Below are 25,133 nucleotides of genomic sequence, written 5' to 3' on the forward strand. Positions count from 1 at the left end.
CGCTTCGCCCGCCGCCAGCCGGCGGCGGGCTCAGGGTGACCAAGCCGCTCAGCTCAGTTGGCGCGGCTCGGTCAAGCGCACAAGCCGGGCACATCCGGACGCCCACACATCCGCTTCAAGCTCGGCCACCGCCGCCGTGGCAAACCCCACGCCCAGGCTCTGCGACCCTTCCACCAGCCTTCCCGTGAGCAGCCCCACCAGCGGCATATGACTGACCAGCATGATGCATGCCCCTTCGGGCTGGGCCAGCAGCCACTCGCCTACCATGTCCGGGTCATCATCCGGGGTAATGCCTTCCAGCGTATGAAGTCGACAGCCCACTGCTTCGCTGATCAGCGCGCCGGTCTGCTGAGCGCGGGTATAGGGGCTTGCGTAAAGGGCTATCCTGGCGTCGTGCTCGTGCCTGGCAAGCCAGGCGCCCATGGCCGCCGCCTCGCGCTCGCCACGAGAGGTCAACCTGCGCGCCTGGTCCTCCGAGCCGGGCTCCGCCTCGCCGTGGCGCATGATGAACAGCCGATTAGCGCTTTTCATCTGTGACGTCCTCTTTCTGGTGGGCCTGGTGCACCGCCTCGCGAGGCAGCACAAACTCCACATCGCTGCTCTGTTCACCCATCATCAGCATGCCGGCCATCTCCTTGGCTGCCATGCCCTCGAACAACACGCGGTTGAGTCCCTCGGCCAGCGGCATATAGACCTTCATCTCGCGAGCTTTATCGCAGACCAGCCTGACGGTATTCACCCCTTCCGCCACTTGCCCCAGAGCGTCGACGGCCTCTTCCAGGGTGCGCCCTTCGCCCATGGCAAAACCTACGCGGTAGTTGCGCGAAAGCTTCGACGAGCAGGTCACGATCAGATCGCCCACTCCGGCGAGCCCGAGAAACGTCATCGGATTGGCGCCCTGGGCAACGGCAAAACGCCCCATCTCCGCCAACGCTCGGGTCATCAGCATGCTGCGGGTGTTTTCCCCCATGCCGAGCGCGGCGGCCATGCCGGCTGAAATGGCATAGATATTTTTAAGCGCACCGCCTAGTTCCACCCCGTGACGGTCATTGCTGGCGTACACGCGAAAGTAGCCGCATCCCAGCGCCTTTTGTACCGTGGTACGGGTAAGCGGGTCGCTGCTTGCCACCACCGTGGCGGTCAGCTGCTTGTCGGCGATTTCCGAGGCCAGATTGGGCCCGGCGATCACGCCGATATGCGCAAAGCCAGTTTCCTGTTCGAGCACCTGACTCATCAGCAAGAACCCCTCCTGCTCGATGCCCTTGGTGGTGCTCACCAGAATCTGCTCGGGCTTGAGCCAGGGTTTGGCAAGTCGAACCACCTGACGAAATGCCTTGGAGGGAATCGCGACCAGCACGATAGCGGCCCCCTCGACGGCTTTTCTGATATCGGTGAGGGCTTCAACGTTTTCGTTGATGGCATAGTCCGGCAGGTAGCGACCGTTGCGGTGTTCACCGTTGATTTGCGCCACCAACGTCTCATCGCGCATCCACTGACGCACCCGGGCACCGTTGTCGGCGGCGATACTGGCAAGGGCGGTGCCGAAGCTTCCTCCCCCGAGAACCGCAACCTCGATCTGATCCAAAGCCATGGCGTTTTCCTGATCTGCTTGGCGATTACTGGCTACTTTATCACTAATGGCGCGCCCTATAACCTCGGTCAAGAGACTGTTTTACGCCGCTAAAAGCCAAAAAGACCCGCCAGGCGCTGCCTGGCGGGTCTTGATCACACACGTCGAGAATTACGTGATGAGAACTCTATGCCAAGTGCTACGTGTTACGTGCTACATGACAAGAGTTACGCGGTGAGCACGCTGTTCAAGCGTTTCACATAGGCCGCCGGGTCATCCAGGTGGCCACCTTCGGCAATGATTGCCTGATCCAGCAGAATATGCGCCAGCTGATTGAACTGCTCGCCTTCAGCGCCTTCAAGACGCGCGACCAGGGCGTGATCCGGGTTAAGCTCCAGAATGGGCTTCACCTCCGGCATGGGTTGACCCGCCGCTTCCATGATGCGGCGCATCTGATAGCCCATCTCGTGCTCGGGCAGTACCACGCAGGCCGGCGAGTCCGTCAGACGGTGGGTGATCTTCACCTCTTGAACGCCGGTATCCAGCGCCTCTTTCACGCGCTTGACCAGTCCTTCCTTGGCCTTGGCGGTCTCTTCCTGCGCCTTTTTCTCTTCTTCGTCTTCGACATCGCCAAGGTCCAGCTCGCCCTTGGCAACATCGGCAAAGGAGCGGCCGTCGAATTCGGTCAAATGGCTCATCAGCCACTCATCGACCCGATCGGACAGCAGCAGTACCTCGATCCCTTTCTTGCGGAAGATTTCGAGGTGGGGGCTGTTCTTCGCTGCGTTGAAGCTATCGGCCACCACGTAGTAGATCTTCTTCTGACCCTCTTTCATCCGCTCGACATAACCGGCAAGCGACTGCTCCTGAGCGGCGGTATCGGTATGGGTCGAGGCGAAACGCAGAAGGCCTGCAATGTTCTCACGGTTGGAGGGGTCTTCACCCGGTCCCTCCTTCAGAACGCTGCCAAACGTGTTCCAGAACGTCTGGTACTGCTCGTCGTCCTTGGCAAGTTTCTTGAGCATGTCCAGCGCGCGCTTGGTAAGCGCTCCCTTGATCTTCTCGACCTTGGGGTCTTGCTGCAGGATCTCGCGGGAAACGTTGAGCGAAAGATCCCGCGTATCCAGCACGCCCTTGATGAAGCGCAGGTAAAGCGGCAAAAACTGCTCGGCGTCGTCCATGATGAATACGCGCTGTACGTAGAGCTTCACACCACGGGCGCCGTCGCGCTCGAACATGTCAAAGGGTGCGCGACCGGGTACATAGAGAAGGCTTGTGTACTCGAGCTTGCCCTCGACCTTGTTGTGACTCCAGGTCAAGGGGTCGCTGAAGTCGTGCGCCACATGCTTGTAAAACGCCTTGTACTCGTCCTCGGACACCTCGGATTTCGGGCGTACCCAGAGCGCCGTCGCTTCGTTGACGGTTTCCCAGGTGGTGACTTCACTGCCTTCGATATCATTGCCGTCATCATCCTTGACAGTATCGACCTTGGGCATGCGCACGGGCACTTCGATGTGGTCCGAGTACTTGCGCACAAGCCCCTGCAGGCGGTAGTCGTCGGCGTACTCCTGAGCATCTTCCTTGAGATGCAGGACGATTTCGGTGCCATGTCTTTCGCGTTCGATATCGGCAACGCTGAATTCACCCTCGCCCCTTGAGCGCCACTCGACGCCTTCAGCGGCACTGCTCCCCGCCTTGCGGGTGCGAACGGTCACTTCATCGGCGACAATGAAACCGGAGTAAAAACCCACGCCGAACTGGCCGATCAGCTTGGCATCCTTTTGCTGTTCGCCGGTCAACTGCTGCATGAACTCGGCGGTACCCGAGCGGGCGATGGTGCCCAGGTTGGCAATCACGTCGTCGCGGTTCATGCCGATACCGTTGTCGCGCAGGGTGACAGTGCGGGCGGTTGCGTCGTGTTCGATCTCGATACGCAGGTCGCTGTCGCCTTCATACAGCGCGTCGTTATCGAGTGCGGCGTAGCGAAGCTTGTCACAGGCATCCGCGGCGTTGGAAATCAGCTCGCGCAGAAAGATCTCGCGATTGGAGTAAAGGGAGTTGATCATCAGGTTGAGAAGCTGTTTGACTTCCGTTTGAAAACCAAGCGTCTCTTCGTGGGTTGCCGTACTCATGCGTAGCCCTCAATTGCCTATCACTGCGTTACCAAGACGCCTCGCTCGTGCGAGGCATTGTGTGAAGGGAATATGGGGCTAGGCCGAGTAATTTCAAGAACCCGCCGTTTCAAGAGCCAGCAATCTCGAGAGTCAACAATATCAAGACGGTGAGTGCTTCGTGGTGGCGGTTTCGCTATCGCCATACTTCCACTGACGATAACCTGTCAGGCGCCGGTCGACCCGGTCCAGCAGCCAGCCGACGATAATGGCATCATCCACCAGGCCGATGATGAAGATGAAGTCGGGAATCAGATCAAAGGGCATGATCAGATAGCCAAGCGCCAGTGCCATCATGCCGAACGCCGACCAGGGCACGGGGCGGTAACGGCCGCTCAGCACATCCCGGGTCATGGGGAAGAAGAGTTTCAACGCGCGCACTATGCGTTTAAACGCCCATACGCGGCCTTTCAAGCGTGACAACCACCACCATTTGCTCACTCGCGCCATTATCATCGAATCCTTGTTCAGTCCTCTTTGCATGGGTCAATCGGGGATTGTCTGAGCACTGTCTGGCATTATAGTTCACTATAGTCGGTCAACTACCCAGCAGTAAGCTGAATACGTCAAAGAGAGGAAGCCATGCCGGTTTTGCGATTTCGTTTTCGCCTTCGCACGCTGTGCGCCGCGGCGGTCGTCGGTCTTACAACTAATGCGTGGGCGGCAACGGATGCCCAGATGCGCGATGCGCTGGAGGCAGCGCGGGACCAGCAGTGGCAGCGCGTGGACGAGCGCGCCATTTCAGGTCACGTGCTGAGCGGCTATGTGGAGTATCACCGCTTGCGAGGACAACTTCCCGACGTGCCCGCCCACCTGGTTCAGGACTTTATCCAGCGCCATGACGACTCGCCGCTGTCTGAATGGATGCGCGGCCAGGCCATTGCCAACTACGGCTACGCCGGGCGCTACGATGACCTTCTGGCCGTGGCCGATGGCGAGCCCGAAGGCACTGCCCGTCAGTGCTACTACTACAGCGCCCTGCTGGATAGAACCCCCGCCGAGGCCCGAGAGGCAGGGCTCGCACTCTGGCTGACTGGTGGCTCCCAGCCCAGCGCCTGCGACAGCCTGTTCAACCGGCTGCGCGCCGATGGCACCATCAATGACCGCGACGTTTGGCAGCGCAAGATGCTGGCCTGGCAGGCCGGCGAAACCGGTCTCAACGGTTACTTGAACGGGCTTTTGAGCGGCCAGTGGCAGACTGCCATGGAGACCGTCGAATCGGTGAACCGCAATCCGCAAGCGGTGGCCCAGGCACCGGCTTGTCTGGGACCTGAGTGCGCGGCGAGTGCCGCCTTCTACCAGGCTGCCATGCAGCGCTATACCCGGGAAAACACACCGGCTGCACTGAGTGCCTGGCAGACTATCGTCCCGCGTCTTTCGCTCACGGCAGAAGAACAGCGCGTCATCGAGGAAGAGCTTGCCTTCTACGCGCTGGTGCGAAATGTTCCGGGCTCGCTCGCCTGGGTGGACAGCGTCTTGTCCGGGCTTGAAAGCGAGCGGGTACTGGAGCTTCGCGTGCGCCGGGGGCTCGAGGATCGTCAGTGGCAGGAGGTGATGCACTGGATCGTGCAGATGCCGCCAAGCCAGCAGCAGAACAGCCGCTGGCAGTACTGGCTGGCCCGCGCCAACGAACAGTTGGGTAATCACGACGCCGCCGAGGCGCGCTATCGTGAAGCGGCGCTGGATCGAAGCTTCTACGGCTTCGCCGCGGCTGAAAAGCTTGGTATTCCTTACCGGCTCAACAACGAACGCAACCACTTCGACGATATCTCCCGGGAGCGCACATCCCAGTTACCGGTAGTGCAGCGAACCGAAGCGCTGTTACGCATTGGTGAAGACGGCCTGGCCAACAGCGAGTGGCTCTACGCGGCGCGTACTTCGGCGCCCCATCAGGCCAGGGCATTGGCCGACTACGCGGCTCACCGTGAGTGGCACGCCCGCCTGGTGCAAACCACCATTGCCGGGGAAATGTGGGACGCGCTGGACTGGCGTTTTCCGCCCGCCTACCGCGAGAGCTTTCTACGCTGGGGCAGCCAGACCGGCGTCGACCCTTACTTGCTGATGGCGATTACCCGCCGAGAGAGCGCCTACAACCCGGTCGCGCTGTCGCCGGCCGGCGCACGCGGCTTGATGCAACTGATGCCGGGCACCGCTGCCCAGGTAAGCCGTCAGCTGGGATTGAGCGACCCCGGCCCCTACGGCGTGCTGGACCCGGAACTCAACATTCGCCTGGGCAGTACTTACCTGCGCGACAAGTTGAACCGCTACCAGGGCAATCGCCTGGCGGCAACGGCGGCGTACAACGCAGGTCCCGGCCGGGTGGATCAGTGGCTGGGTAGTAGCGTGGAGTCGTTTGACCTGTTCGTGGAAAGCATCCCGTTTCGCGAAACCCGCGACTACGTTCAGGCGGTGCTGAGTTACCGAGTCATCTTTGAAAGTCTCGACAACGGGGGCGACAGCCAGGGCGTGACACTGCTCAGCGATAACGAGCAGCAGGTGCGCTATGATCGCGCGCTTCTGGCCCGTCGCTGACTGTCTCGGCGCCCGGTCATACCGGGCGCTGCTCCATCGCCAGCCGCACACCCAGCACCACCAGTACTGCCCCGGTGGTGGCATTCAGGACTCTTGCAAAGCGCGCGCTTGCCAAAAAGCGGCTCGCGCCTCCTACCATCAGCACCACGCCGATCTGCCAGACATTGGCAATCACGAAGTGTACCCCGGCAAGCCAGAGCGACTTCAGGAGCGCGGGATCCGTGGGCGCAATGAACTGCGGCAAGAACGCCATGTAGAACACCACGGTCTTGGGGTTCAACACGTTGGACAAGAGGCCCTCCTTGATCGGCTGGAAGACGCTGATCGGCGAGCGGGATTCGGCAAGCCCCCCCACGGGCAGCGCCGTACCGCGCCGAGCGGCAAGCAGGCTCGTGATACCCAACCATACGAGATAACCCGCCCCCAGAAGCTTCAGAAGATTGAAGGCAAAGGCCGATTGCAGCAGTATCAAGGAGATACCCAGTGCCGAGATGGTGGCGTGAACGAACAGCCCACAGCAGATCGCGATACTGGTGGCGATGCCATCACGCACGCCGCCCCGGGCGGTATTGCGAATCACCAGCAGCGTATCCACGCCGGGACTTACGGAAAGCAGCGTGATCGCCACTAGAAAGGAGATGAACTGGGCATCAAACAGGGTGATCTGGCTCATGGGTGGCGCTCATTGCGTTGAAATGAATCTTGATATCGTCGCTGGACGATCACTTTTTTTACTTCTACAGTGAAGATTGTGGGCAAACGATGGGTTGTCCACCTATTACTTAAGCATGCAAGGATATAAAGATGGCAACTGGTACCGTCAAGTGGTTCAACGACACCAAAGGTTTCGGCTTCATCTCTCCGGATGACGGCGGCGACGACCTTTTTGCGCACTTCTCAGAAATTCAGGCTGAAGGCTTCAAGACCTTGCAAGATGGTCAGAAAGTCACCTTTGAAGTAACGCAAGGCAAGAAAGGCCTTCAGGCTTCCAACATTCGCGTTTCTTGATTGACGCGCGAAATAAAGGCCCGCTTCGGCGGGCCTTTTTATTGCCTGATGGTTACTGGGTAGCGTTCAAGCTATCCAGATCCCGCTCATCTGCTGATGAGGATGGAGTACCGGTCTCCCCAGCCTGAGCCCCATTGGATTCGCCATTCACGTCAGTGTCTTCCGCGTTGATGTCGGACTCTGTTTCGAGAACTTCGGCCTCGCCATTTGAACCATCACTCAGGCCCTGAATGCCTGAACGGGTCTCACGTACATCCGTACCGTCTGGGCCGGTGTTTTCTGAGCCGGCATTTTCTGAACCAGTATCGTCTGAACCAGTATTGTCTGAAGTGGTGCCTGCATTGAATTCCGATGAACCCGTCGGTGCATCCTGGTCATCGGTATTGACGGCAGTGTCGGTCACGCTCGAATCACGTTCGCGCTCCAGCTCCTCGAACTGCTGATTCAGGCGCTCCTGCGCGGCCTCGAACCGGCGCTCGGTGTCCTCGATCAGCGCGTCCACATCAAGAGCGTCCGGATCATTTTCACGACGGGTGCTTTCAGGCAGGCTGCTCTCGACTTCCCAGTCTTCGGTGAAATTCGCGGATTCAGTGGGCTCAAGCTCAGTGGTCTGGCTTTCCACTTCCTGAAACTGCTGCTCGAGCTGGCGCTGGGCCTCTTCAAAGCGGCGCTCGGTCTCCGCGATCACGTCGTCCACGTCGGAGCGGGTGGTTTCACCGGGCATGGCACTTTGTTCGTCGAGGGCATCTTCGGGGTCGGCCGCAAGCGTTTCTTCGTCCGCCTGAACCTCCTCGCCTGCCATGGGCTGCTGCTGCGCGCCAGCACTGCCCCCTTCGTCCAGCGCCTCGGCGCGTTCGATCTCTTCAGCAGCCTGACGCGACTCCACCTCGTCCTCGACCTCATCCGGAGCCGGCATATTGGCGGCGTTTTCCGCGGCCTGCGGCGCCTCTTCGCCTTGTACCGCTTCATCGTCGGAAACCGAGCGTTCGGTTTCATCAAGCTCCACGGTCGGGTCTTCCTGGGACTCGCCGCAGGCGCTGAGCAGCAGCGCCAGACTAGCCAGTAACGGTATCCATAAGCGGTTTACCATCGGATTGCTCTCCTTTGGTGGCCATGTTCAGTGGCTCTATTCATAAATGACAACATCTATCGTCAGTGACGGTCGTTGACTGACAGCAGTGCACACTCTTCGGGCAGCAAGACGTTCAATGCAAGCGGTATCACCTCGACGGTGAAACGCTCGTGATGGCGCGCCTCACCATCCAGGGTCAAGGGCCAGGGTTCATCATCGCGCTCGGTAGTCACCATCAGCTTGGGAGCAGTGAAGTAGTGCACGTAGCGACCTTCGCTGGGAAAATTCTGCAGCTCGCGGATCAGGGTGGGGAGCTCCCATACCGACGAGAAGTCTTTCACCAGCAGTACGTCCAGACGACCGTCATCAAGCTTTGCCCGCGGGGCAAGTACTTGTCCACCACCGGACTGCCGGCCATTCCCAAGAGCCAGCAGCAAAAGCGACTCGCACGTCTGCTGCTCTTGCCAATGCAGCGTGCCACGGTAACTCTGGTGTCGCCACGCTTTCAACGCACCCATGAGCGAATATGCCCCGCCGCCCAACATGCGCTTGAGCATCTTGGGAGTCGTAGAGGTGATTTCGGCCCCGAAGCCCCCCGTGGTCATGTTCACGTAGTAGCTGACCGACTCCTCGCCGTTGGTTTCAGCGGTCATGCGCACCGTGTCGATCGGGTAGGCGCGAAACGAAAGCGCAGCCTCGAGCGCCGGCCCCGGCTCCAGCGGCAGCCCAACGGAGGTAGCAAAATCGTTGGCGCTTCCCAAAGGCACGATACCCAGCGCCGGACGCTGGTCATGAGCGACACGCATCAGGCCATTGACCACTTCGTTGACCGTACCGTCACCGCCGCAGGCGATCACGTGGGTGAAGCCTTCATCCCCGGCCTTGTAGGCAAACTCGTTGGCGTCGCCCCCTTCCCAGGTGGCACGAACCGTAATCTCCTTCCCTGCCTTGCGCTCGGCCATGACGGCCTCGCGCAGCTCCGGATTTGCAGAGGATTTTCCATTGACAATCAGTAAGTAACGCTTTTGTGAGTCTGTCACCGGCGTTTTCCTTTCCATGGTTAGTTCGCACCCGTTCAAGCCAGCGCCTTGTCAACCACCTCGAATACGTTGGATGAAAGCGGCTCTTTGCTGATCCGTGTGAGTTCCCCACGCATCAGCGCCTGGCGGGATTCATCAAAGCGCTGCCACCGTGTCAGGGGGGTAATCAGGCGAGCGGCGATATCCGGGTTCAACCGGTCAAGCTCGATCACTACATCAGCTAGAAGCTTATACCCTTTACCGTCCAGGCGGTGAAAGTTCACTCGGTTCTGGGTAAAGGCGCCGATCAGCGCGCGCACCTTGTTGGGATTCTTGATCGAAAACGCCGGGTGGTCCATCAAATATTCGACCCGCTCCAGTACGTCCGGCTGCGGGCGCAGGACCTGCACCGTGAACCACTGGTCCATCACCAGCGAATCAGAAGCCCATTTTTCGCCAAAGGCCTTGAGCGCAGGAGCGGCCAGATCAGAACGGTCGCTGTGTACCAATAGCGTCAATGCCTGGCGCACATCGGTCATGTTATGGCCTGCATCAAACTGTGCCTGGCAAAGCTCGAGCCCTTCCTCGTCCTCGATCACCATCAAATAAGCGAGTGCCACGTTCTTGAGGCTGCGCATGGCGATCTGCTCAGGGCTGGGCGCGTAGGACTCATCGAGCGTGTTCGCCTTGTAGACGGCGATGAACTCGTCGCGAAGCGACAGCGCCAGCGACTGTCGCATGAACTCGCGCGCCGAATGGATGGCATCGACATCGACGATACGCTGCTGTTCGGCGATGTAGGCCTCCGTCGGCAGCGTCAGCATCTCGGCCAATACCGCCTTGTCGTTCATCTCCCCGCTCAGCAGCGTTCTGAACGCTTCGATGACCCGGGTATCCATGACTTTTTCAACGCCGTTGCGATGCGCGGCGATCAAGTCATCCAGTGCCAGCATCGCCAGCCGCTGTCCGGCATCCCACCGATTGAAGCCGTCGCTGTCATGGGTCAGCAAAAAGGCCAGGTCTTCGCGTGAGTACGGGTAGTGCAGCGCCACCGGCGCGGAGAAATTGCGCAGAAGCGACGGTACCGGGGCCTCGGCCACGTTGCTGAACACGAAGGTCTGCTCGTTTCGGGTCAGATGAACCACCCCCTCCTTGCCCAGCGACTCGCCGTTCAGAGTGAGGGCCAGATCCTGGCCGGACTTGGTGCCCACCAGGCCCAGACGCACCGGGATATGCAGCGGCTCTTTCTCTGTCTGGCCGGGTGTTGCCGGCGTGCGCTGACGAAGGGTCAGGCGGTATTCACCGTGGGTGTAGTCATACTCGCCAAAAGCGTCGATCTCCGGCGTACCCGCCTGGGAGTACCAGCGCATGAACTGATCCAGGTTCGCACCAGACACCTCCGCCATGCAGTCGACGAAGTCCTCGATGGTGACCGCCTGGCCATCGAAGCGATCGAAGTAAAGATCAGCGCCACGCCGAAATGCTTCCCAACCGATCAGGTTGCACAGCATGCGCACTACTTCCGCACCCTTTTCATAAATGGTGAGAGTGTAGAAGTTGGTGATTTCGATGTAGTGGTCCGGCCGAACGGGATGCGCGGTCGGTCCGCCGTCTTCAGCAAACTGGGCGGTGCGAAAAAACGAGACGTCCTGGATGCGCTTGACCGGCGCGGAGTTGGTATCCGCCGAGAAGCACTGGTCACGAAAGACGGTAAAGCCCTCTTTCAGCGAGAGCTGAAACCAGTCACGACACGTAACCCGGTTGCCCGACCAGTTATGGAAGTATTCGTGAGCAACGATGCCTTCGACGGTTTGAAAGGCGTTGTCCGTGGCGGTATCCGGATGAGCCAGTACCGCCGCGGAGTTGAAGATGTTGAGCCCCTTGTTCTCCATCGCGCCCATGTTGAAATCGCTGACCGCCACGATCATGAAAAGATCCAGATCGTACTCGCGCCCATAGGCGGTTTCATCCCAGGCCATCGCCCGCTTCAGCGAGGCCATGGCGTGTTCGGTCTTGTCCAGATTCTCTTTTTCCACCCAGATTTCCAGGGTGATGTCGCGCCCGCTCTGGGTGGTGAAGCGGTCGGCCACCTTGTGAAGATTCCCCGCCACCAGCGCAAAGAGGTAGCAGGGTTTGGGATGCGGGTCTTCCCAGGTGGCAAAGTGACGCCCGTCCATTTCGCCCTTGTCCACGGGGTTGCCGTTGGCAAGTAGAACCGGCTCGCGCGTTTTATCGCCAATCAGGGTGACCTTGAAGGTGGCCATCACATCCGGGCGGTCGGGATAGAAGGTAATCCGGCGAAACCCTTCCGCCTCGCACTGGGTGCAGTACATGCCGTTTGACTGGTAAAGCCCTTCCAGAGCCGTATTGCTGCGGGGGTCGATTTCGACTTCGCTTTCCAGACAAAAACGTGCAGGAACGCGCCGGATGGTGAGCGCATCATCGGTGAGAGCGTAGTCGGCACCGTGCAGAGCGTGGCCGTCCACAGCCAGCGACACGAGCTTGAGTCTTTCGCCGTCAAGCACCAGGGGAGCGTCGTCTCCCGCGGTGGCGTTTCGCTCGATAAAAAGGCGGGCCTTTACGCGGGTAGCGCCAGGGTCAAGATCAAACGTCAGCTCGGTATGGGTAACGAAATAATCAGGCGGCTGGTAGTCGCTTAGATAAACCGGCTGCGGATCAGACATGATGCGTGGCTCCTTTTCTCATCGAACAATTCCTATCAAATACTCAGTATAGCCGAGACGCGCTTTCCCGGATGCGCTGCAGACACCCATGAAAAACGTTGAAAATCAGTCACGGAAATTATCGAACTGCAAGGGAAGATCCGGCCCTTCTTCGCCGCGCAAAAGCGCCATGACACTTTGCAGATCGTCACGCTTCTTGCCGGTCACGCGTACCTTCTCACCTTGAATCTGGGCCTGTACCTTCAGCTTGCTGGCCTTGATGCGCTTGACGATATCCTTGGTCTGGGCGGCGTCTAGCCCCTGCTTCAGCGCCACGTCCTGACGGGCTTTGACGCCGGTAAGCACCGGATCTTTCACTTCCATGCAGCGAGCGTCGATCCCCCTGGCAATCAAGCGGTTACGTAACACATCGAGCATCTGCTTGAGCTGAAAGTCCACCTCGGCTTCCAGTGCAACGCTTTCGCCTTCAAGGGTGAAACTCGCATCAACGCCTTTGAAATCGAAGCGTGAATCCACTTCACGGTTGGCTTGATCCACCGCATTGGCGGCTTCATGGCGGTCGAATTCGGAAACAATATCAAATGAAGGCATGGTTTTTTCCTTAACAAGACGTAGCCTGCCATTCTAGAGCAGCCAGGGCCGAGCGGCTAATCGCATTCCACGCTTTGTCGTGAAGGAAAGGAGCCACGAGCGCGTTCTCGACCCCCGCCGCGGCCTGCCCCTCTGCCGATCCGCGATATAAAGGCGCGAAAAGATCCTTTATGCTGGCCTGACCCGGTCTTACCGCAAACTCAAGGAAAAAAGCATGAGCGATCGCGAGACGCGCCATAAGGCATCGATGCAGAAACTCAAGGCCCACGTGGACGACAAGATCGCCAGCGCCACCGATGAGCGCGGGCTGATACTGGTCAATACCGGGAACGGCAAGGGCAAGACCACCGCCGCCTGGGGCACGGTCACCCGCGCGCTGGGCTATGGCTATAAAGTGGGCGTAGTGCAGTTCATCAAAGGGCTTTGGGAGTGCGGCGAACGCAATCGCCTCGAGGATGGCCCCAACTTGAATGTGGCCATCATGGCAACCGGCTTTACCTGGGATACCCAGAACCGGGACACCGATACGAACGCCTGCCTCGAGGTATGGGCAGAAGCCGAAAAAATGCTCGGCGACCCCGAGACCTATCTCGTCGTGCTCGATGAAATCACCTACATGCTGAAGTTCGGCTACCTGGAGATCGAACAGGTCAAGAAAGCGCTCGAGAATCGTCCCCGGGAGCAGACCGTGATCATCACCGGCCGCAACGCTCACCGCGAGCTGGTCGCCATGGCGGATACCGTGACCGAGATGCAGGAAACCCGCCACGCCTTCAATAACGGTCTGAAAGCGCGTCGCGGCATCGATTTCTAGACGCAAGACGCCGCCGGGAAACCCGGCGGCGTCTTGACCCTGCCATGTACCTATACCGTTTATCCGAGTGTCACGCCTTACTCGTCAAAGGGGTTTTTCAGCACGATGGTTTCATTACGGTCCGGGCCGGTTGAAATGATATCGATGCTGGTACCCACCTGCTCTTCCAGGTAGCTGATGTAGGCCCGCGCATTGGCAGGCAGATCCTCGACCTTCTTGGCGCCCAGTGTCGACTCTTTCCAGCCCGGCAGGTCGAAATAGACGGGCTCGACGGCCTCGTAGCCTTCCGAGTCGACGGGGTTGTCCAGCACCTCTCCGTCCTTGCTGCGATAACCGACGCACACGCGGATATTCTCGAGCCCGTCGAGTACATCCAGCTTGGTCAGGCAGATACCGGAGACGGAGTTGATCTGCACCGCATGTCGCAGGGCGACCGCGTCGAACCAGCCGCAGCGGCGAGCACGGCCGGTAGTCGCGCCGAATTCATGACCGCGCTCGGCCAGATGGCGGCCATGGTCATCGAAAAGCTCGGTCGGGAACGGTCCCGAGCCAACGCGAGTCGTGTAGGCCTTGGTGATACCCAGCACGTAATCCAGATACAAAGGCCCGACGCCGGAGCCGGTGGCCGTGCCGCCGGCGGTGGTATTGGAGCTGGTCACATAGGGGTAGGTACCGTGATCGATATCCAGCAGCGAGCCTTGAGCGCCTTCAAAGAGAATGTTCTCGTTGGCCTTGCGCAAATCGTGCACCTGGCTGACGGTATCCGCTACCATGGGGCGCAGTTCATCGGCCATCTGCATGGCGCTGTCCAGCACTTCCTGGAAGTCCACTGCCGGTTCGCCGTGGTAGTTCACCAGCACGAAGTTGTGATAGTCGAGCACTTCGCCAAGCTTGGAGGCGAAACGCTCACGGTGAAGCATATCCCCCAGGCGCAGACCGCGACGGGCAACCTTGTCCTCGTAGGCCGGGCCGATACCACGGCCGGTGGTACCGATCTTGGCCACGCCGCGCGCTTTTTCGCGCGCCTGGTCCAGACGCACGTGGTAAGGCAGGATCAGCGGGCAGGCCGGCGACAGACGCAGACGTTCGCGTACCGGTACGCCCTTGTCTTCAAGCTCGCGAATCTCCTTGATCAGCGCCTCGGGGGAAAGTACGACCCCGTTGCCGATGATGCAGGTCTTGCCCGGACGCAGCACGCCGGAGGGAATCAGGTGGAGGACGGTCTTTTCGCCGTCGATCACCAGGGTGTGGCCCGCGTTATGGCCGCCTTGGAAGCGCACGACCGCCGCGGCTGACTCGGTGAGCAGGTCAACGATCTTACCCTTGCCTTCATCACCCCACTGGGTGCCCAGGACTACGACATTCTTACCCATTATGCACTCGTCTCTTGTGTCAGGGCCGTTGTCTGCCAACGACCGTCGATAAACTCAAGGCGGCGGTCACAGCCGTGTTCCGCCGGTTCGGTACGCTGCCCTGGCAGCGCTTGAATCACGCGCTCACCCTTTTGGCGTAACGCATCGATCATTGCATCCAGTGCGTCATTGCCCTGGGCCGGCGCCCAGATGGTGCCCGGGCTGGGAGTCGCCGGGGCAAGCGAGGCCAGTTGCTTCAGATCCATCGAAAAGCCGGTGGCAGGTCGGGCGCGTCCGAAGGCGCGGCCGGTATCGTCGTAGCGCCCTCCCTTGGCCAGGGCGTGACCGTAACCCGGCACGTAGGCAGCGAACATGACGCCGGTATGGTACTGATAGCCTCGAAGCTCAGCCAGATCAAAATACAAGGCGACGTCGAACTGTGCCAGCACCGTCGTGTTCAGCGCCTCGAGCTGGTCAAGCGCTGCGATCACCGATGTCGGCGCGCCGGCGAAGCGCTCGCGAGCCTCGGCCAGGATGCTGGCATCGCCGTGAAGCTCCCCGAGGGCGAGCAGCATATCCGCAAGCACCGGGTCGCTGACGTGCTCGCTGACCCGCGCCTTGAGCTGGCTGGGTGACTTGAGCGCCAGGGCATCGAAAATCGTCGATTCCTGATCGTCCCTTAGTGCCGCCGCCTCGACCAGGCTTCGAAAGATACCGATATGGCCAAGCGCCAGATGCACTTCCGTCGCCCCGGCAGCGTTCAGGCTGGCCAGCGCCAACCTGATGACTTCGCTGTCGGCCTCGAGCCCCGCATGACCGAACAGCTCGACCCCTACCTGGACCGGGCTTCGCCCGCCCTGGTGCTGATCGGCCTTGGCGCGCAACACGTTGGTGCAGTAACAAAGTCGCACCGGGCCCTGACGCTTGAGCGAGTGGGCGTCCATTCGCGCCACTTGCGGCGTCACGTCGGCACAAGCCCCCATCATGCGACCGGTCAGCTGGTCGGTCAGCTTGAAGGTCTGCAGATCCAGATCGGTACCGGTGCCGGTTAAAAGCGAGTCTAAAAACTCCACGGGGGGCGGCATGACTTGGTCGTAGCCCCAGACGTAATAGAGATCCAGCAGCGCACGGCGCAACTCTTCCATACGGCTTGCCTGAGGTGGCAGCACCTCATCCATGCCGTCGGGCAGCAGCCAGCGGTCAGCGATGGTCATGTGAACAATCCTGCAAGACGATGAAGGCCCCGGACTCGATGAAGTCGTTGTTGACGCCACCGGTCAAAAACGCACCCGCGCCAAATGGGGGCCACAAAAAAACCGGGCGAACGCCCGGTTCAATTAAGTCTACCACGTTTAACGGCCAGATGAACCCCGCCGCTTCAGCAAACCACGGGGGTCACGGCCTTGCGCTTATTCGTCGTCACCTGCGTCAGCGCTTTCACCGGACTCCGGGTTTGGGCTGCGCATATAGCGGAAGAAGTCGCTGTCAGGCTCCAGCACCATCATGTTGCCATCTCCCGAGAAGCTCGAGCGATAGGCGTTCAGACTGCGCCAGAAAGCGAAGAACTCCTGATCCTGACCGTAGGACTCGGAGAAGATGGCCGCGGCTTCAGCATCACCTTCACCACGCAGGGTTTCAGAGCGTTCGTTGGCCTGGGCCAGCAGCACCTGACGACGGCGGTCGGCATTGGCGCGAATACGCTCGGCCTCTTCCTGACCCTGGGCGCGCCACTCGCGGGCCTCACGCTCACGTTCGGAGCGCATCCGCTGGAATACCGCGGCGGAAACATCTTCGGGCAGGTCGATTCGCTTGATACGAATATCGCGGACGGCAACCCCCAGCTCATCCCGCATCAGACTATCGAGCTCTTCAGTGGGGCCGATCATCAGGTCGTCACGCCGCTCGGCGATGATCTCCTGAAGGTTCAGTCGACCAAATTCGTTACGCAGGCTTTCATCCACACGAGGTTGAATCAGGCGAATCGCCATCATCTCGTCGCCGGCCGTCGCCTCGTAGTAACGGGTGGGATTGACCACCTGCCACTTGACGTAGGAATCCACGATTACCGCTTTCTGCTCGAGCGTCAGGTAGCGACTGGTATCGGTATCCAGCGTGAGCAGGCGCGTATCGAACTTGCGAATCGTCTGGGCAATCGGCACCTTGGCGTGCAGGCCCGGCTGGATATTCTCTTCGATGACCTCACCAAAGCGCAGCTTGACCGCGCGCTCGGTTTCATCGACCACGTAGAGCGTATTGCTGGCAAGCCAGGCGATGGCGGCCAGGCCACCGACGATCAGCAGGGATCGGTTATTGATCATTTAGCGGCCCTCCCTGCGAATGGTGCCATTGTTCGGCGACGATGACGTGCTGCCCTGGGTATTGCGCAGGGTTTCCAGTACGGACGGATCGATCTGCTCCTCATTGCTGTTCGAGGTACCGGTGGAGCGATTCGCGCCTGAGTTACCGCGCATCTGATCCAGCGGCAGATACATCAGGGGGGCATTTTCGCTGACATCCAAGAGTACCTTGGGCGTGTTGCCAAAGACCTCTTCAATTGTATCCAGGTACATACGCTCACGCATGATCTCGGGGGAATTACGGTACTCGCCGACCAGGGCGTTGAAACGGTTAGCCTGACCCTGAGCCTCCGCTACCACGGATTCACGATACCCCTGACCCTGTTCAACGATACGCTGCGCCTGACCTTGCGCTGCCGGAATGATGGCGTTGGCGTAGGCCATGCCTTCGTTGATGGTACGCTGACGATCCTCGCGGGCACGGATCACGTCATCGAAGGCATCGATGACCGGCGCCGGAGCGGTCGTGGATTCGATGTTGATGGTCTGAAGCCGGATACCGGCGCCGTAGGCGTCCAGGTAGGTCTGCAGACGACTGGCCACGGAGCTGCCGAGAATCTCACGACCCGAGGTCAGGATATCGATCATGTCGGTGCCGCCCACCACGTGGCGAAGCGACGAATCCAGTGCATTCTCGATCGAGAGCGCCGGATTACGTACGTTCAGGACGAAATCCCGTGGATTGGACACCTGGTACTGCGCGGAGATCTCCACCTCGACGATGTTCTCGTCGCGGGTCAGCATCGACTGGGTCTGCGAGACCGAACGAACGCGGGTCACGTTGACCATGCGTACGTCGTCGATCAGAGGCGGATTCCACTGCAGGCCGGGCTCGACAATACCCTGGTATTCACCAAAGCGAAGCACCACGCCACGCTCGGACTGATCCACTAGATAAAAGCCCAGAGCCGCCCAGATCGCCAGCGCCACGATGATCAGAAGACCAGGAAGCGCGAAGGAGTTGCGCGGTTTGCCGCCGCCGCTGTTGCTGCCGTTGCCACCGCCTTTCTTGCCGCTGCCGCCCAGCATGTTGTTGAGCTTGTTCTGAAACTTCTTGAGTGCTTCGTCCAGATCCGGCGGGCCCTGATTATTGCCTCCGTTGTTACCGCCGCCCCCATTATTGCCACGATCACCGTTGCCACGATCGCCGCCGCTATTGTTGCCGCGTCGGCCACCGCTGCTCCAGGGGTCATGCTGGTTGCCACCACCAGGCTCGTTCCAGGCCATACTTCGTCTCCACTAAGGTGTTAACCTGCATACGGCCCCGCGTGTGAGCGAGGCCGCCATGCTTATAATATTGTTGCTATATCGGCTCGTGCCGCTTCGACGCGACGCTCGTCAACAGGCTACCACTCGTCGGTCTCTTGCAGCGCTTCGGGTAAATAGGTGTTGGCCCGCTCGCCCAGCTGCGCCATCAGCTGGTTGAAATCGCGCCGGGGCAAACGTACGTCCAGCACCGAGCGGCCCTTTTCGTCAAACGCTTCCTCGCGTACGGCATTGAGCTCGTGAAGCCCTGCTCTCAGCTTACCCTGCTCCGGCGAGAGCGTCAGCGAAAAACCGATGACATCGTCAGCCAATCGCTCGGAAAGCGCTTCATGCAGCAGGTCAAGTCCTTGCCCCTTCTGCGCCGAAAGCCATACCACTTCCGGGCGGCCCTTGTCGTCACGCTCGATACGCGGCGCGCTGTCGAACTTGTCGATCTTGTTCATCACTTTGAGCACCGGCACATCATCAGCGCCGATCTCCTCAAGTACGCGATTCACCTGTTCGACATTGAGTTCCCGATCAGGATCCGCGGCGTCGATCACGTGAATCAGAAGCGAGGCCTCGGCTGCTTCTTGAAGCGTGGCCTGGAAGGCCTCTACCAGCTTGTGGGGCAGGTGGCGAATGAACCCCACGGTATCGGCCATCACGATCGGCCCCACGTCGTTCACTTCCAGACGACGAAGGGTCGGGTCGAGGGTGGCAAAAAGCTGATCGGCGGCGTACACCTTAGCATCGGTCAGTACGTTGAAAAGCGTTGACTTGCCGGCGTTGGTATATCCGACCAGCGATACGCTTTGAATCTCGGCGCGTGAGCGGGCGCGGCGATTCTGCTCGCGCTGGCTGCGCACCTTGTCCAGGCGCTTGTGAATCGACTTGATCCGTCCGCGCAGCAGGCGTCGGTCGGTTTCAAGCTGAGTCTCACCCGGGCCGCGAAGGCCGATACCGCCCTTCTGGCGCTCAAGGTGAGTCCACCCGCGCACCAGGCGCGTGGACATGTATTCAAGCTGGGCAAGCTCGACCTGAAGCTTACCTTCGTGAGTTCGGGCCCGCTGAGCGAAGATATCCAGAATCAGCCCGGTACGGTCGAGTACCCGGCACTTCAGCTCGCGCTCAAGGTTACGCTCTTGAGAAGGACCTAAACCATGGTTGAAGATCACAAGTTCGGCCTGGTGTGCAGCGAGCATTGCCCGCAGCTCTTCCAACTTGCCTGAGCCGATGAAGGTTCGGGAATCAGGGCGTTGTCGGCTGGCTGTGAGCAATGTCGCGGGCTCTGCACCAGCAGAGCGCACAAGCTCCAAGAACTCACCCGGGTCTTCTCGCGCTTGCTCATCAAAGAAATCTACGTGAACAAGTACGGCCGTCTCACCGGCATCTGGGCGTTCAAAAAACAATCAATACCTCTTGCGTCTCGGGCTAACCAACCGGTGTTAGATGTCCGCCTCCGGGGCGGCCGGGTCTTGTGCCGGCAGACGCACGTTGCGCGACGGCACCACCGTGGAGATAGCGTGTTTGTAAACCATTTGACTAACGGTATTGCGAAGCAGGATGACAAACTGATCAAACGATTCAATCTGGCCCTGAAGCTTAATGCCGTTTACCAGGAAAATAGAGACCGGAATGCGCTCCTTGCGCAAGATATTCAGGTACGGGTCTTGAAGGGACTGCCCTTTGGACATGCTGCTCTCCCTAATCTGTCGTTGGGGTTGGTTATTAAATGGCGCGCCTTTCATGGCGTCACCGCAATCTAGTTGCCCGAAAGGCCTTGTGTTGCAAAACGTCTGGGGCGCTCGAAAAATCGTGCTTACGAAAACACTATCTTACGCTAAGCACCGCTTTCGCGCACGAATTTCAGCACCTTATCCTCAAGGCCCGCCTCGGTGGAATCGATCCAGTTCAACGACGGCCAGCTTCTCAACCACGTTAGCTGACGTTTGGCGAGCTGGCGAGTGGCAATGACGCCCCGCTCGCGCAGCGTCTGTTCATCGTAGTCGCCCTCGAGGTACTCCCACACCTGCCGGTAGCCGACGCTTTTCATCGCCGGCAGCGCCTGATGCAGATCAATACGCTTTCTGAGGGCGACCACCTCGTCTATCAAGCCCTCGGACAACATTGTTTCGAAACGGCGTGCGATGCGCTCATGCAATACGCCCCGGTCAGTCGGTGCAAGCCCTATCGACAGCACACGGTACGGAAAGTTTTCGGGGCGCTGCTCGGCCCAAAGCTCGCTCATGGGTCGCCCGCTGACGTAATACACTTCCAGAGCGCGCAACAGGCGCTGGGGGTCGTTGGGGTGAATACGCCTGGCGGAGGCCGGGTCTACCTGGACGAGCATGGCGTGCAGGCCTTCCAGGCCCACTGCCTCACGCTTTCCGGTAAGCTCGAGGCGTACGGCTTCATCGGCGGCGGGCAAATCCGCCACGCCCTCCAGCAGACGCTTGTAGTACAGCATGGTGCCGCCTACCAGAAGCGGCACCTTCCCTGCCGCGTTGATTTGCCGCATGGCGGCAAGCGCGTCTTCGCGAAAATCCCCTGCCGAGTAGGGGTCGGCGGGGTCTCGGATATCGATCAGCCGATGTGGCGCCCGGGCAAGTTCGGCAGGCGAGGGCTTGGCGCTGCCGATATCCATGCCGCGATACACCATCGCCGAATCCACGCTGATCAACTCGCAGCCCAGCCGATCGTGAAGCGCCATGGCGGCATCGGTCTTGCCAGCCGCCGTCGGGCCCATCAAAAATATCGCCAAGGGGCGTGTATCGGCCATTCCAGGCAGCTCCGTATCAATGGTTCGAATCACTGGTTCGTATCGAAGGGTCGCGCTATTGGCCACGCAAGAAGAGTTTATCGAGGGCCTTCATGCTCATCTGGGTCCAGGTGGGGCGGCCATGGTTACACTGATCGCTTCGCTCGGTACGCTCCATATCCCGCAGCAGCGCGTTCATTTCATCCATGGTGAGCCGACGGTTGGCACGTACGCTGCCGTGACAGGCCATGGTGGACAAGAGTGCGTGAAGTCGTGCCTCTACCTGATAGGTCTGACCGAAACTTGCAAGCTCTTCGAGCACTTCGCGAATCAGGCCTTCCGGGTCGGCGCCGGCTAAAAGCGCGGGAAGCCTTCGCACCAGAAGCGTCTCCGGGCCAGCCACGTCGAGCTCCAGGCCCAGCGCGGCAATCGCCTCCTGCTCGCTTTCAGCCGTGGCTACCTCCTGCCGGCTGGCGGCCAGAGACACCGGCACCAACAGCGGCTGGGTGTCCACCCCCTGTACGGCCAGTTGATGTTTCATACGTTCGTACACGATGCGCTCGTGAGCGGCGTGCATATCCACCAGCACCAGCCCCTGGGCGTTCTGCGCCAGAATGTAGATGCCGTGAAGCTGCCCCAAGGCAAAGCCCAGCGGCGGCGCACTGGTCGGGTCCGCTTCGGGCATGACCGGAACCTCGCGCACCTGGTGGGTCGCCGGGGCCGTGGCCGGTGAAGACTGAGGCGTCAAGAGACTCTCTTCATGGTCCGGGTGCAGGGCCTGATAGCCCTGCATGAAGCGGCGCACCCGCTCGGCCCCCGGATGGCGCGCCGCCCCCTCGCCAAGTGCCATTCCCTGTTGTTGCCAGCGCGCCTCAGGCGCCTGGGGTTCCTGCGAGTTTTCAGCCGCCGGCACGCTAACCTGCGAAGGCGGCGCCTGGCTTTCGCTTGATACGGCCTCTTCGACGGGCTTGGAAGCCGCCAGGCAATGGTGCAGGCTCGAATAGAGAAAATCGTGCACCATGCGCCCATCGCGAAAGCGTACTTCGTACTTGGTGGGATGAACATTGACGTCCACCACGTCCGGGTCGAGCGTCAAGTAAAGCACGAATACCGGGTGGCGCCCGTTATAGAGTACATCGCGGTACGCCTGGCGCACCGCATGGGCAACGAGTCTGTCGCGCACCACCCGCCCGTTGACGAAAAAGTACTGCTGATCCGCCTGGGAGCGGGAGTGGGTAGGCAACCCAACCCAGCCGCTGAGGCGCAGTCCGCCCGCCTCGCGTTCGATAAACCGGGCGTGCTCGATGAAGCTCTTGCCCAGAAGCGAGGCAATACGCCGCTCACGCGCCACGGCGGAGTCGCCAGCGGGCAGCTGATGCACGGTTTTCTGATTGTGGCGCAGCACCCAGGTAATGTCGTAACGCGATAGCGCCTGACGACGAAACGCCTCCTCGATATGAGCGAACTCGGTTTTCTCGGTACGCAGGAACTTGCGTCGGGCGGGCGTATTGAAAAAAAGATCCCGCACCGAAACGCTGGTTCCCCGAGGGTGAGGCGCCGGGCTGACCCGTGCCTCCATTCCTCGCCCTTCGGCGACCACGCGCCACCCGCTACGGGGATCATCGTCTGCATTGGAGACAAGCTCCAGTCGGGAGACCGAACTGATCGAGGCCAGCGCCTCGCCGCGAAAGCCCAGCGAGCTGACTCCTTCCAGGTCTTCCAGACTCTCGATCTTGCTGGTCGCGTGGCGGGCGAGCGCCAGCGGCAAATCCTCTTCGCTGATCCCGATGCCGTCATCGCGTACTCGAACAAGCCGGGTGCCGCCCTGTTCGACATCCACTTCGATGCGCTGGCTGCCTGCATCGATGGCGTTTTCCATCAGTTCCTTGGTGACCGATGAGGGCCGCTCGACCACCTCCCCGGCAGCAATCTGGTTGGCCAGCCGAGGATCGAGGACATGAATGCGCGACATGGAGACAACTTCAGGCATCGATACCTCTCAAGAGCGGGGAATTCGCAGCACCTGACCCACCCGAATGACATCGCCATTCAAGTCGTTGGCCTGCTTCAACTGGTTCACTGGCACACCGTGGCGCACGGCAATCGTCGAGAGCGTATCGCCGGACTGAATGCGGTATTCGTTACCCGTCGGCGCGCGATGATTGTCCCGCTGCCAGGCCAACAGGCTCGCCGGTGGGGGGTTACGCTCGAAGTGCTCGCGCAGACCACCGAAAATGGCCGTCGAGAGCCCCTGCTGGTGGGTAGGATCGCGCAGACGCCGTTCCTCGTCCGGATTGGAGATAAAGCCCACCTCGATCAGCAGCGAAGGAATGTCCGGCGACTTGAGCACCATGAAGCCTGCCTGCTCTACCCGGGATTTATGCAGCCGGTTTACCCGGCCGAGCTTCTCGAGCACCTGACCGCCGATGGTGAGCGAATCGTTGAGCGTCGCGGTCATGGTCAAATCCAGCAATACGCCGCGCAGTACCTGATCCTTGTCTCGTAGTGAAAGCGAACCATCCACCCCGCCGATCAAGTCCGAACGGTTTTCGCTATCGGCAAGCCATTGAGCGGTTTCCGAGGTCGCGCCGCGCTGTGAAAGTGCGTAGACCGAGCTGCCCTGGGGCCGAGGGCTTGAAAAGGCATCGGCGTGAACGGAAACGAAAAAGTCGGCTTTCTGTTCCCGGGCCAACTGGGTGCGCTGACGAAGCCCGAGATAGTAGTCGCCGTCGCGAATGAGCACCGCTCTGAACCCGCGAGTGGCGTTGATGTCGGCGGCCAGCTTACGGCTGATATCCAGCACCACATCCTTCTCGCGGGTGCCGCTCGGGCCGATCGCCCCGGGATCTTCCCCGCCGTGGCCCGCATCCACTGCGATGATGATGTCACGCTGAGGGTGGGGCTGGGCGGGCTGAACCGCGACCGGCGACTGCTCGGCGACGGGAGCATCGGCCGGCGCCGTGGCCTGGGCCTGAGCGGTGATGCGCTGGGCCTGGATTTCCTGCTCGCGGATCATAGCTTCGATAGGGTCGATAGGGTTTTCGACCGCGCTTTCGCCGGGATACTCCAGATCCACCACCAGACGGTGACCGTACTGGTCATTGGGCGGGAGCGTAAAATGCCGGGGGGTGATCTCGCGATTGAGTTCGAGCACTACCCGCAGGCCGCCACCTTCCCGGCTACCGGTGCGCACGGCATCGATGGCGCTGTCGTTTAGGGGCAGCGTCGAGGCATCGGTATCAAGCTCGGTATCGTCCAGATCGATGACCAGCCTTGCAGGGTTGCTCAGCGGGAAGACATCGGCATTCGCCGCTCCGGAGAGATCAAACACCAGGCGCGCATGATCCGGCGCCGACCAAAGGCGAATACTTTCCACCAGCGCCGCTTGAGCGGCGCCTGAAACCATCAACAAGCCCAGCACGGCCATGCCGAGCAGGCGCTTGAATGTGCCACTCATATCCATTGAATCACACCACTCTCCTGCGATTTATCACGTTGGCGCCTGCAAAGCGGCCAGCACCTGCCGCCCCCACTGACTTTCAGGCGTTAACGTTGCCGCACGTCCCTGGCGAGCCACGGTCAACGCGATCCTGACATCGGCGTCGGGTAACCAGCCAGCTCCGCGGCTGGGCCATTCGATCAGACAAAGCGCCTGGTCACTTAAAATATCGCGCCCGCCGATGAATTCAAGCTCTTCGGGGTCGCCCAGGCGATAGAGATCCAGATGATACACGCGCTGGGCGTCAAGCTCATAAGGCTCGACAAGCGTATAGGTGGGGCTTTTTACCGCGCCCTGGTAGCCATAAGCACGCAAAATGCCGCGGGCAAGCGTAGTTTTACCTGCCCCCAGCTCACCTTCAAGGTATACCCGACCGCGCCCCTCGAGGGCACGCCCCAGCGCTTCGCCAAACGCCACATGCGCCACTTCATCACTCAACTGCACTTGCATCGAGGCTG

General features: G+C 60.3%; 22 protein-coding genes. 3 read left to right on the forward strand and 19 right to left on the reverse strand.

Annotated features, from left to right (window positions below; genetic code table 11):
• Positions 1 to 48 precede the first annotated feature (48 nt).
• The 4 genes from sixA to ACWF8S_RS10275 all read right to left on the reverse strand — a co-directional run bounded on the left by sixA (position 49) and on the right by ACWF8S_RS10275 (position 4,191).
• Complete coding sequence (gene sixA / locus ACWF8S_RS10260; protein WP_447553220.1) at positions 49 to 531, reverse strand: phosphohistidine phosphatase SixA; 483 nt, start codon at positions 529 to 531, stop codon at positions 49 to 51.
• Complete coding sequence (locus tag ACWF8S_RS10265) at positions 518 to 1,591, reverse strand: NAD(P)H-dependent glycerol-3-phosphate dehydrogenase (protein ID WP_447553221.1); 1,074 nt, start codon at positions 1,589 to 1,591, stop codon at positions 518 to 520. The genes sixA and ACWF8S_RS10265 overlap by 14 nt, the downstream gene beginning before the upstream one ends.
• A 206-nt stretch (positions 1,592 to 1,797) precedes the next feature.
• On the reverse strand, positions 1,798 to 3,702 hold the full coding sequence (gene htpG / locus ACWF8S_RS10270; RefSeq protein ID WP_447553222.1) for a molecular chaperone HtpG: 1,905 nt from the start codon (positions 3,700 to 3,702) through the stop codon (positions 1,798 to 1,800).
• A 141-nt stretch (positions 3,703 to 3,843) separates the two neighbouring features.
• Entirely contained in the window at positions 3,844 to 4,191 is a 348-nt protein-coding gene (locus ACWF8S_RS10275) for a YkvA family protein (protein ID WP_447553223.1), read from the reverse strand.
• A gap of 132 nt (positions 4,192 to 4,323) precedes the next feature.
• Between ACWF8S_RS10275 and ACWF8S_RS10280 the strand changes: the two genes are divergently transcribed.
• The gene (locus ACWF8S_RS10280) at positions 4,324 to 6,273 is read left to right on the forward strand and encodes a transglycosylase SLT domain-containing protein (protein WP_447553224.1); all 1,950 of its coding nucleotides are present in this window, start codon (positions 4,324 to 4,326) and stop codon (positions 6,271 to 6,273) included.
• A 16-nt stretch (positions 6,274 to 6,289) separates the two neighbouring features.
• On the opposite strand, the gene ACWF8S_RS10285 is transcribed toward ACWF8S_RS10280, so the two are convergent.
• Entirely contained in the window at positions 6,290 to 6,946 is a 657-nt protein-coding gene (locus ACWF8S_RS10285; protein WP_447553225.1) for a LysE family translocator, read from the reverse strand.
• 131 nt (positions 6,947 to 7,077) lie between these two features.
• Here ACWF8S_RS10285 and ACWF8S_RS10290 point away from each other — a divergent pair, with 131 nt between their 5' ends.
• Positions 7,078 to 7,281, forward strand: coding sequence for a cold-shock protein (locus ACWF8S_RS10290; RefSeq protein WP_447553226.1), 204 nt, complete (start codon positions 7,078 to 7,080; stop codon positions 7,279 to 7,281).
• A gap of 52 nt (positions 7,282 to 7,333) precedes the next feature.
• On the opposite strand, the gene ACWF8S_RS10295 is transcribed toward ACWF8S_RS10290, so the two are convergent.
• From ACWF8S_RS10295 to ACWF8S_RS10310, 4 genes are all read right to left on the reverse strand, one after another.
• Positions 7,334 to 8,371, reverse strand: coding sequence for a hypothetical protein (locus tag ACWF8S_RS10295; protein WP_447553227.1), 1,038 nt, complete (start codon positions 8,369 to 8,371; stop codon positions 7,334 to 7,336).
• A 62-nt stretch (positions 8,372 to 8,433) separates the two neighbouring features.
• The gene (gene yegS, locus ACWF8S_RS10300; protein ID WP_447553228.1) at positions 8,434 to 9,393 is read right to left on the reverse strand and encodes a lipid kinase YegS; all 960 of its coding nucleotides are present in this window, start codon (positions 9,391 to 9,393) and stop codon (positions 8,434 to 8,436) included.
• 35 nt (positions 9,394 to 9,428) lie between these two features.
• Positions 9,429 to 12,056 (reverse strand): aminopeptidase N, encoded by a 2,628-nt coding sequence (gene pepN / locus ACWF8S_RS10305; RefSeq protein ID WP_447553229.1) that lies wholly within the window; start codon positions 12,054 to 12,056, stop codon positions 9,429 to 9,431.
• A 105-nt stretch (positions 12,057 to 12,161) separates the two neighbouring features.
• A complete protein-coding gene (locus tag ACWF8S_RS10310; RefSeq protein WP_447553230.1) occupies positions 12,162 to 12,647 on the reverse strand; it encodes a YajQ family cyclic di-GMP-binding protein in 486 nt (161 codons plus the stop codon).
• A gap of 214 nt (positions 12,648 to 12,861) precedes the next feature.
• Between ACWF8S_RS10310 and cobO the strand changes: the two genes are divergently transcribed.
• Positions 12,862 to 13,461 carry a cob(I)yrinic acid a,c-diamide adenosyltransferase gene (cobO, locus tag ACWF8S_RS10315; protein WP_447553231.1) on the forward strand — a complete coding sequence of 200 codons (600 nt, stop codon included), beginning with the start codon at positions 12,862 to 12,864 and terminating at the stop codon, positions 13,459 to 13,461.
• 77 nt (positions 13,462 to 13,538) lie between these two features.
• Here the strand turns inward: cobO and ACWF8S_RS10320 are convergent, their stop codons facing one another.
• From ACWF8S_RS10320 to tsaE, 10 genes are all read right to left on the reverse strand, one after another.
• On the reverse strand, positions 13,539 to 14,834 hold the full coding sequence (locus ACWF8S_RS10320; RefSeq protein WP_447553232.1) for an adenylosuccinate synthase: 1,296 nt from the start codon (positions 14,832 to 14,834) through the stop codon (positions 13,539 to 13,541).
• Positions 14,834 to 16,027, reverse strand: a complete 1,194-nt coding sequence (locus ACWF8S_RS10325) for an ATP phosphoribosyltransferase regulatory subunit (RefSeq protein WP_447553233.1) — start codon at positions 16,025 to 16,027, stop codon at positions 14,834 to 14,836. Before ACWF8S_RS10325 ends, ACWF8S_RS10320 begins: the two co-directional genes overlap by 1 nt.
• 195 nt (positions 16,028 to 16,222) lie before the next feature.
• Positions 16,223 to 17,131: a protease modulator HflC gene (hflC, locus tag ACWF8S_RS10330; RefSeq protein WP_447553234.1), complete on the reverse strand. Its 909-nt coding sequence runs from the start codon at positions 17,129 to 17,131 to the stop codon at positions 16,223 to 16,225.
• Complete coding sequence (hflK, locus tag ACWF8S_RS10335) at positions 17,132 to 18,397, reverse strand: FtsH protease activity modulator HflK (RefSeq protein WP_447553235.1); 1,266 nt, start codon at positions 18,395 to 18,397, stop codon at positions 17,132 to 17,134. It abuts the gene before it with no gap.
• Positions 18,398 to 18,516: 119 nt separating this feature from the next.
• Positions 18,517 to 19,827: a ribosome rescue GTPase HflX gene (gene hflX / locus ACWF8S_RS10340; RefSeq protein ID WP_447553236.1), complete on the reverse strand. Its 1,311-nt coding sequence runs from the start codon at positions 19,825 to 19,827 to the stop codon at positions 18,517 to 18,519.
• A 36-nt stretch (positions 19,828 to 19,863) separates the two neighbouring features.
• Positions 19,864 to 20,112 carry an RNA chaperone Hfq gene (gene hfq / locus ACWF8S_RS10345; RefSeq protein WP_447553237.1) on the reverse strand — a complete coding sequence of 83 codons (249 nt, stop codon included), beginning with the start codon at positions 20,110 to 20,112 and terminating at the stop codon, positions 19,864 to 19,866.
• Positions 20,113 to 20,258: 146 nt separating this feature from the next.
• The gene (gene miaA, locus ACWF8S_RS10350; RefSeq protein WP_447553238.1) at positions 20,259 to 21,197 is read right to left on the reverse strand and encodes a tRNA (adenosine(37)-N6)-dimethylallyltransferase MiaA; all 939 of its coding nucleotides are present in this window, start codon (positions 21,195 to 21,197) and stop codon (positions 20,259 to 20,261) included.
• 55 nt (positions 21,198 to 21,252) lie between these two features.
• Entirely contained in the window at positions 21,253 to 23,166 is a 1,914-nt protein-coding gene (gene mutL / locus ACWF8S_RS10355) for a DNA mismatch repair endonuclease MutL (protein ID WP_447553239.1), read from the reverse strand.
• A 9-nt stretch (positions 23,167 to 23,175) separates the two neighbouring features.
• Positions 23,176 to 24,639, reverse strand: coding sequence for an N-acetylmuramoyl-L-alanine amidase (locus tag ACWF8S_RS10360; RefSeq protein WP_447553240.1), 1,464 nt, complete (start codon positions 24,637 to 24,639; stop codon positions 23,176 to 23,178).
• A 27-nt stretch (positions 24,640 to 24,666) separates the two neighbouring features.
• Positions 24,667 to 25,125, reverse strand: coding sequence for a tRNA (adenosine(37)-N6)-threonylcarbamoyltransferase complex ATPase subunit type 1 TsaE (tsaE, locus tag ACWF8S_RS10365; protein ID WP_447553241.1), 459 nt, complete (start codon positions 25,123 to 25,125; stop codon positions 24,667 to 24,669).
• Positions 25,126 to 25,133 lie beyond the last annotated feature (8 nt).

The organism is Vreelandella xerophytica (assembly GCF_968048975.1).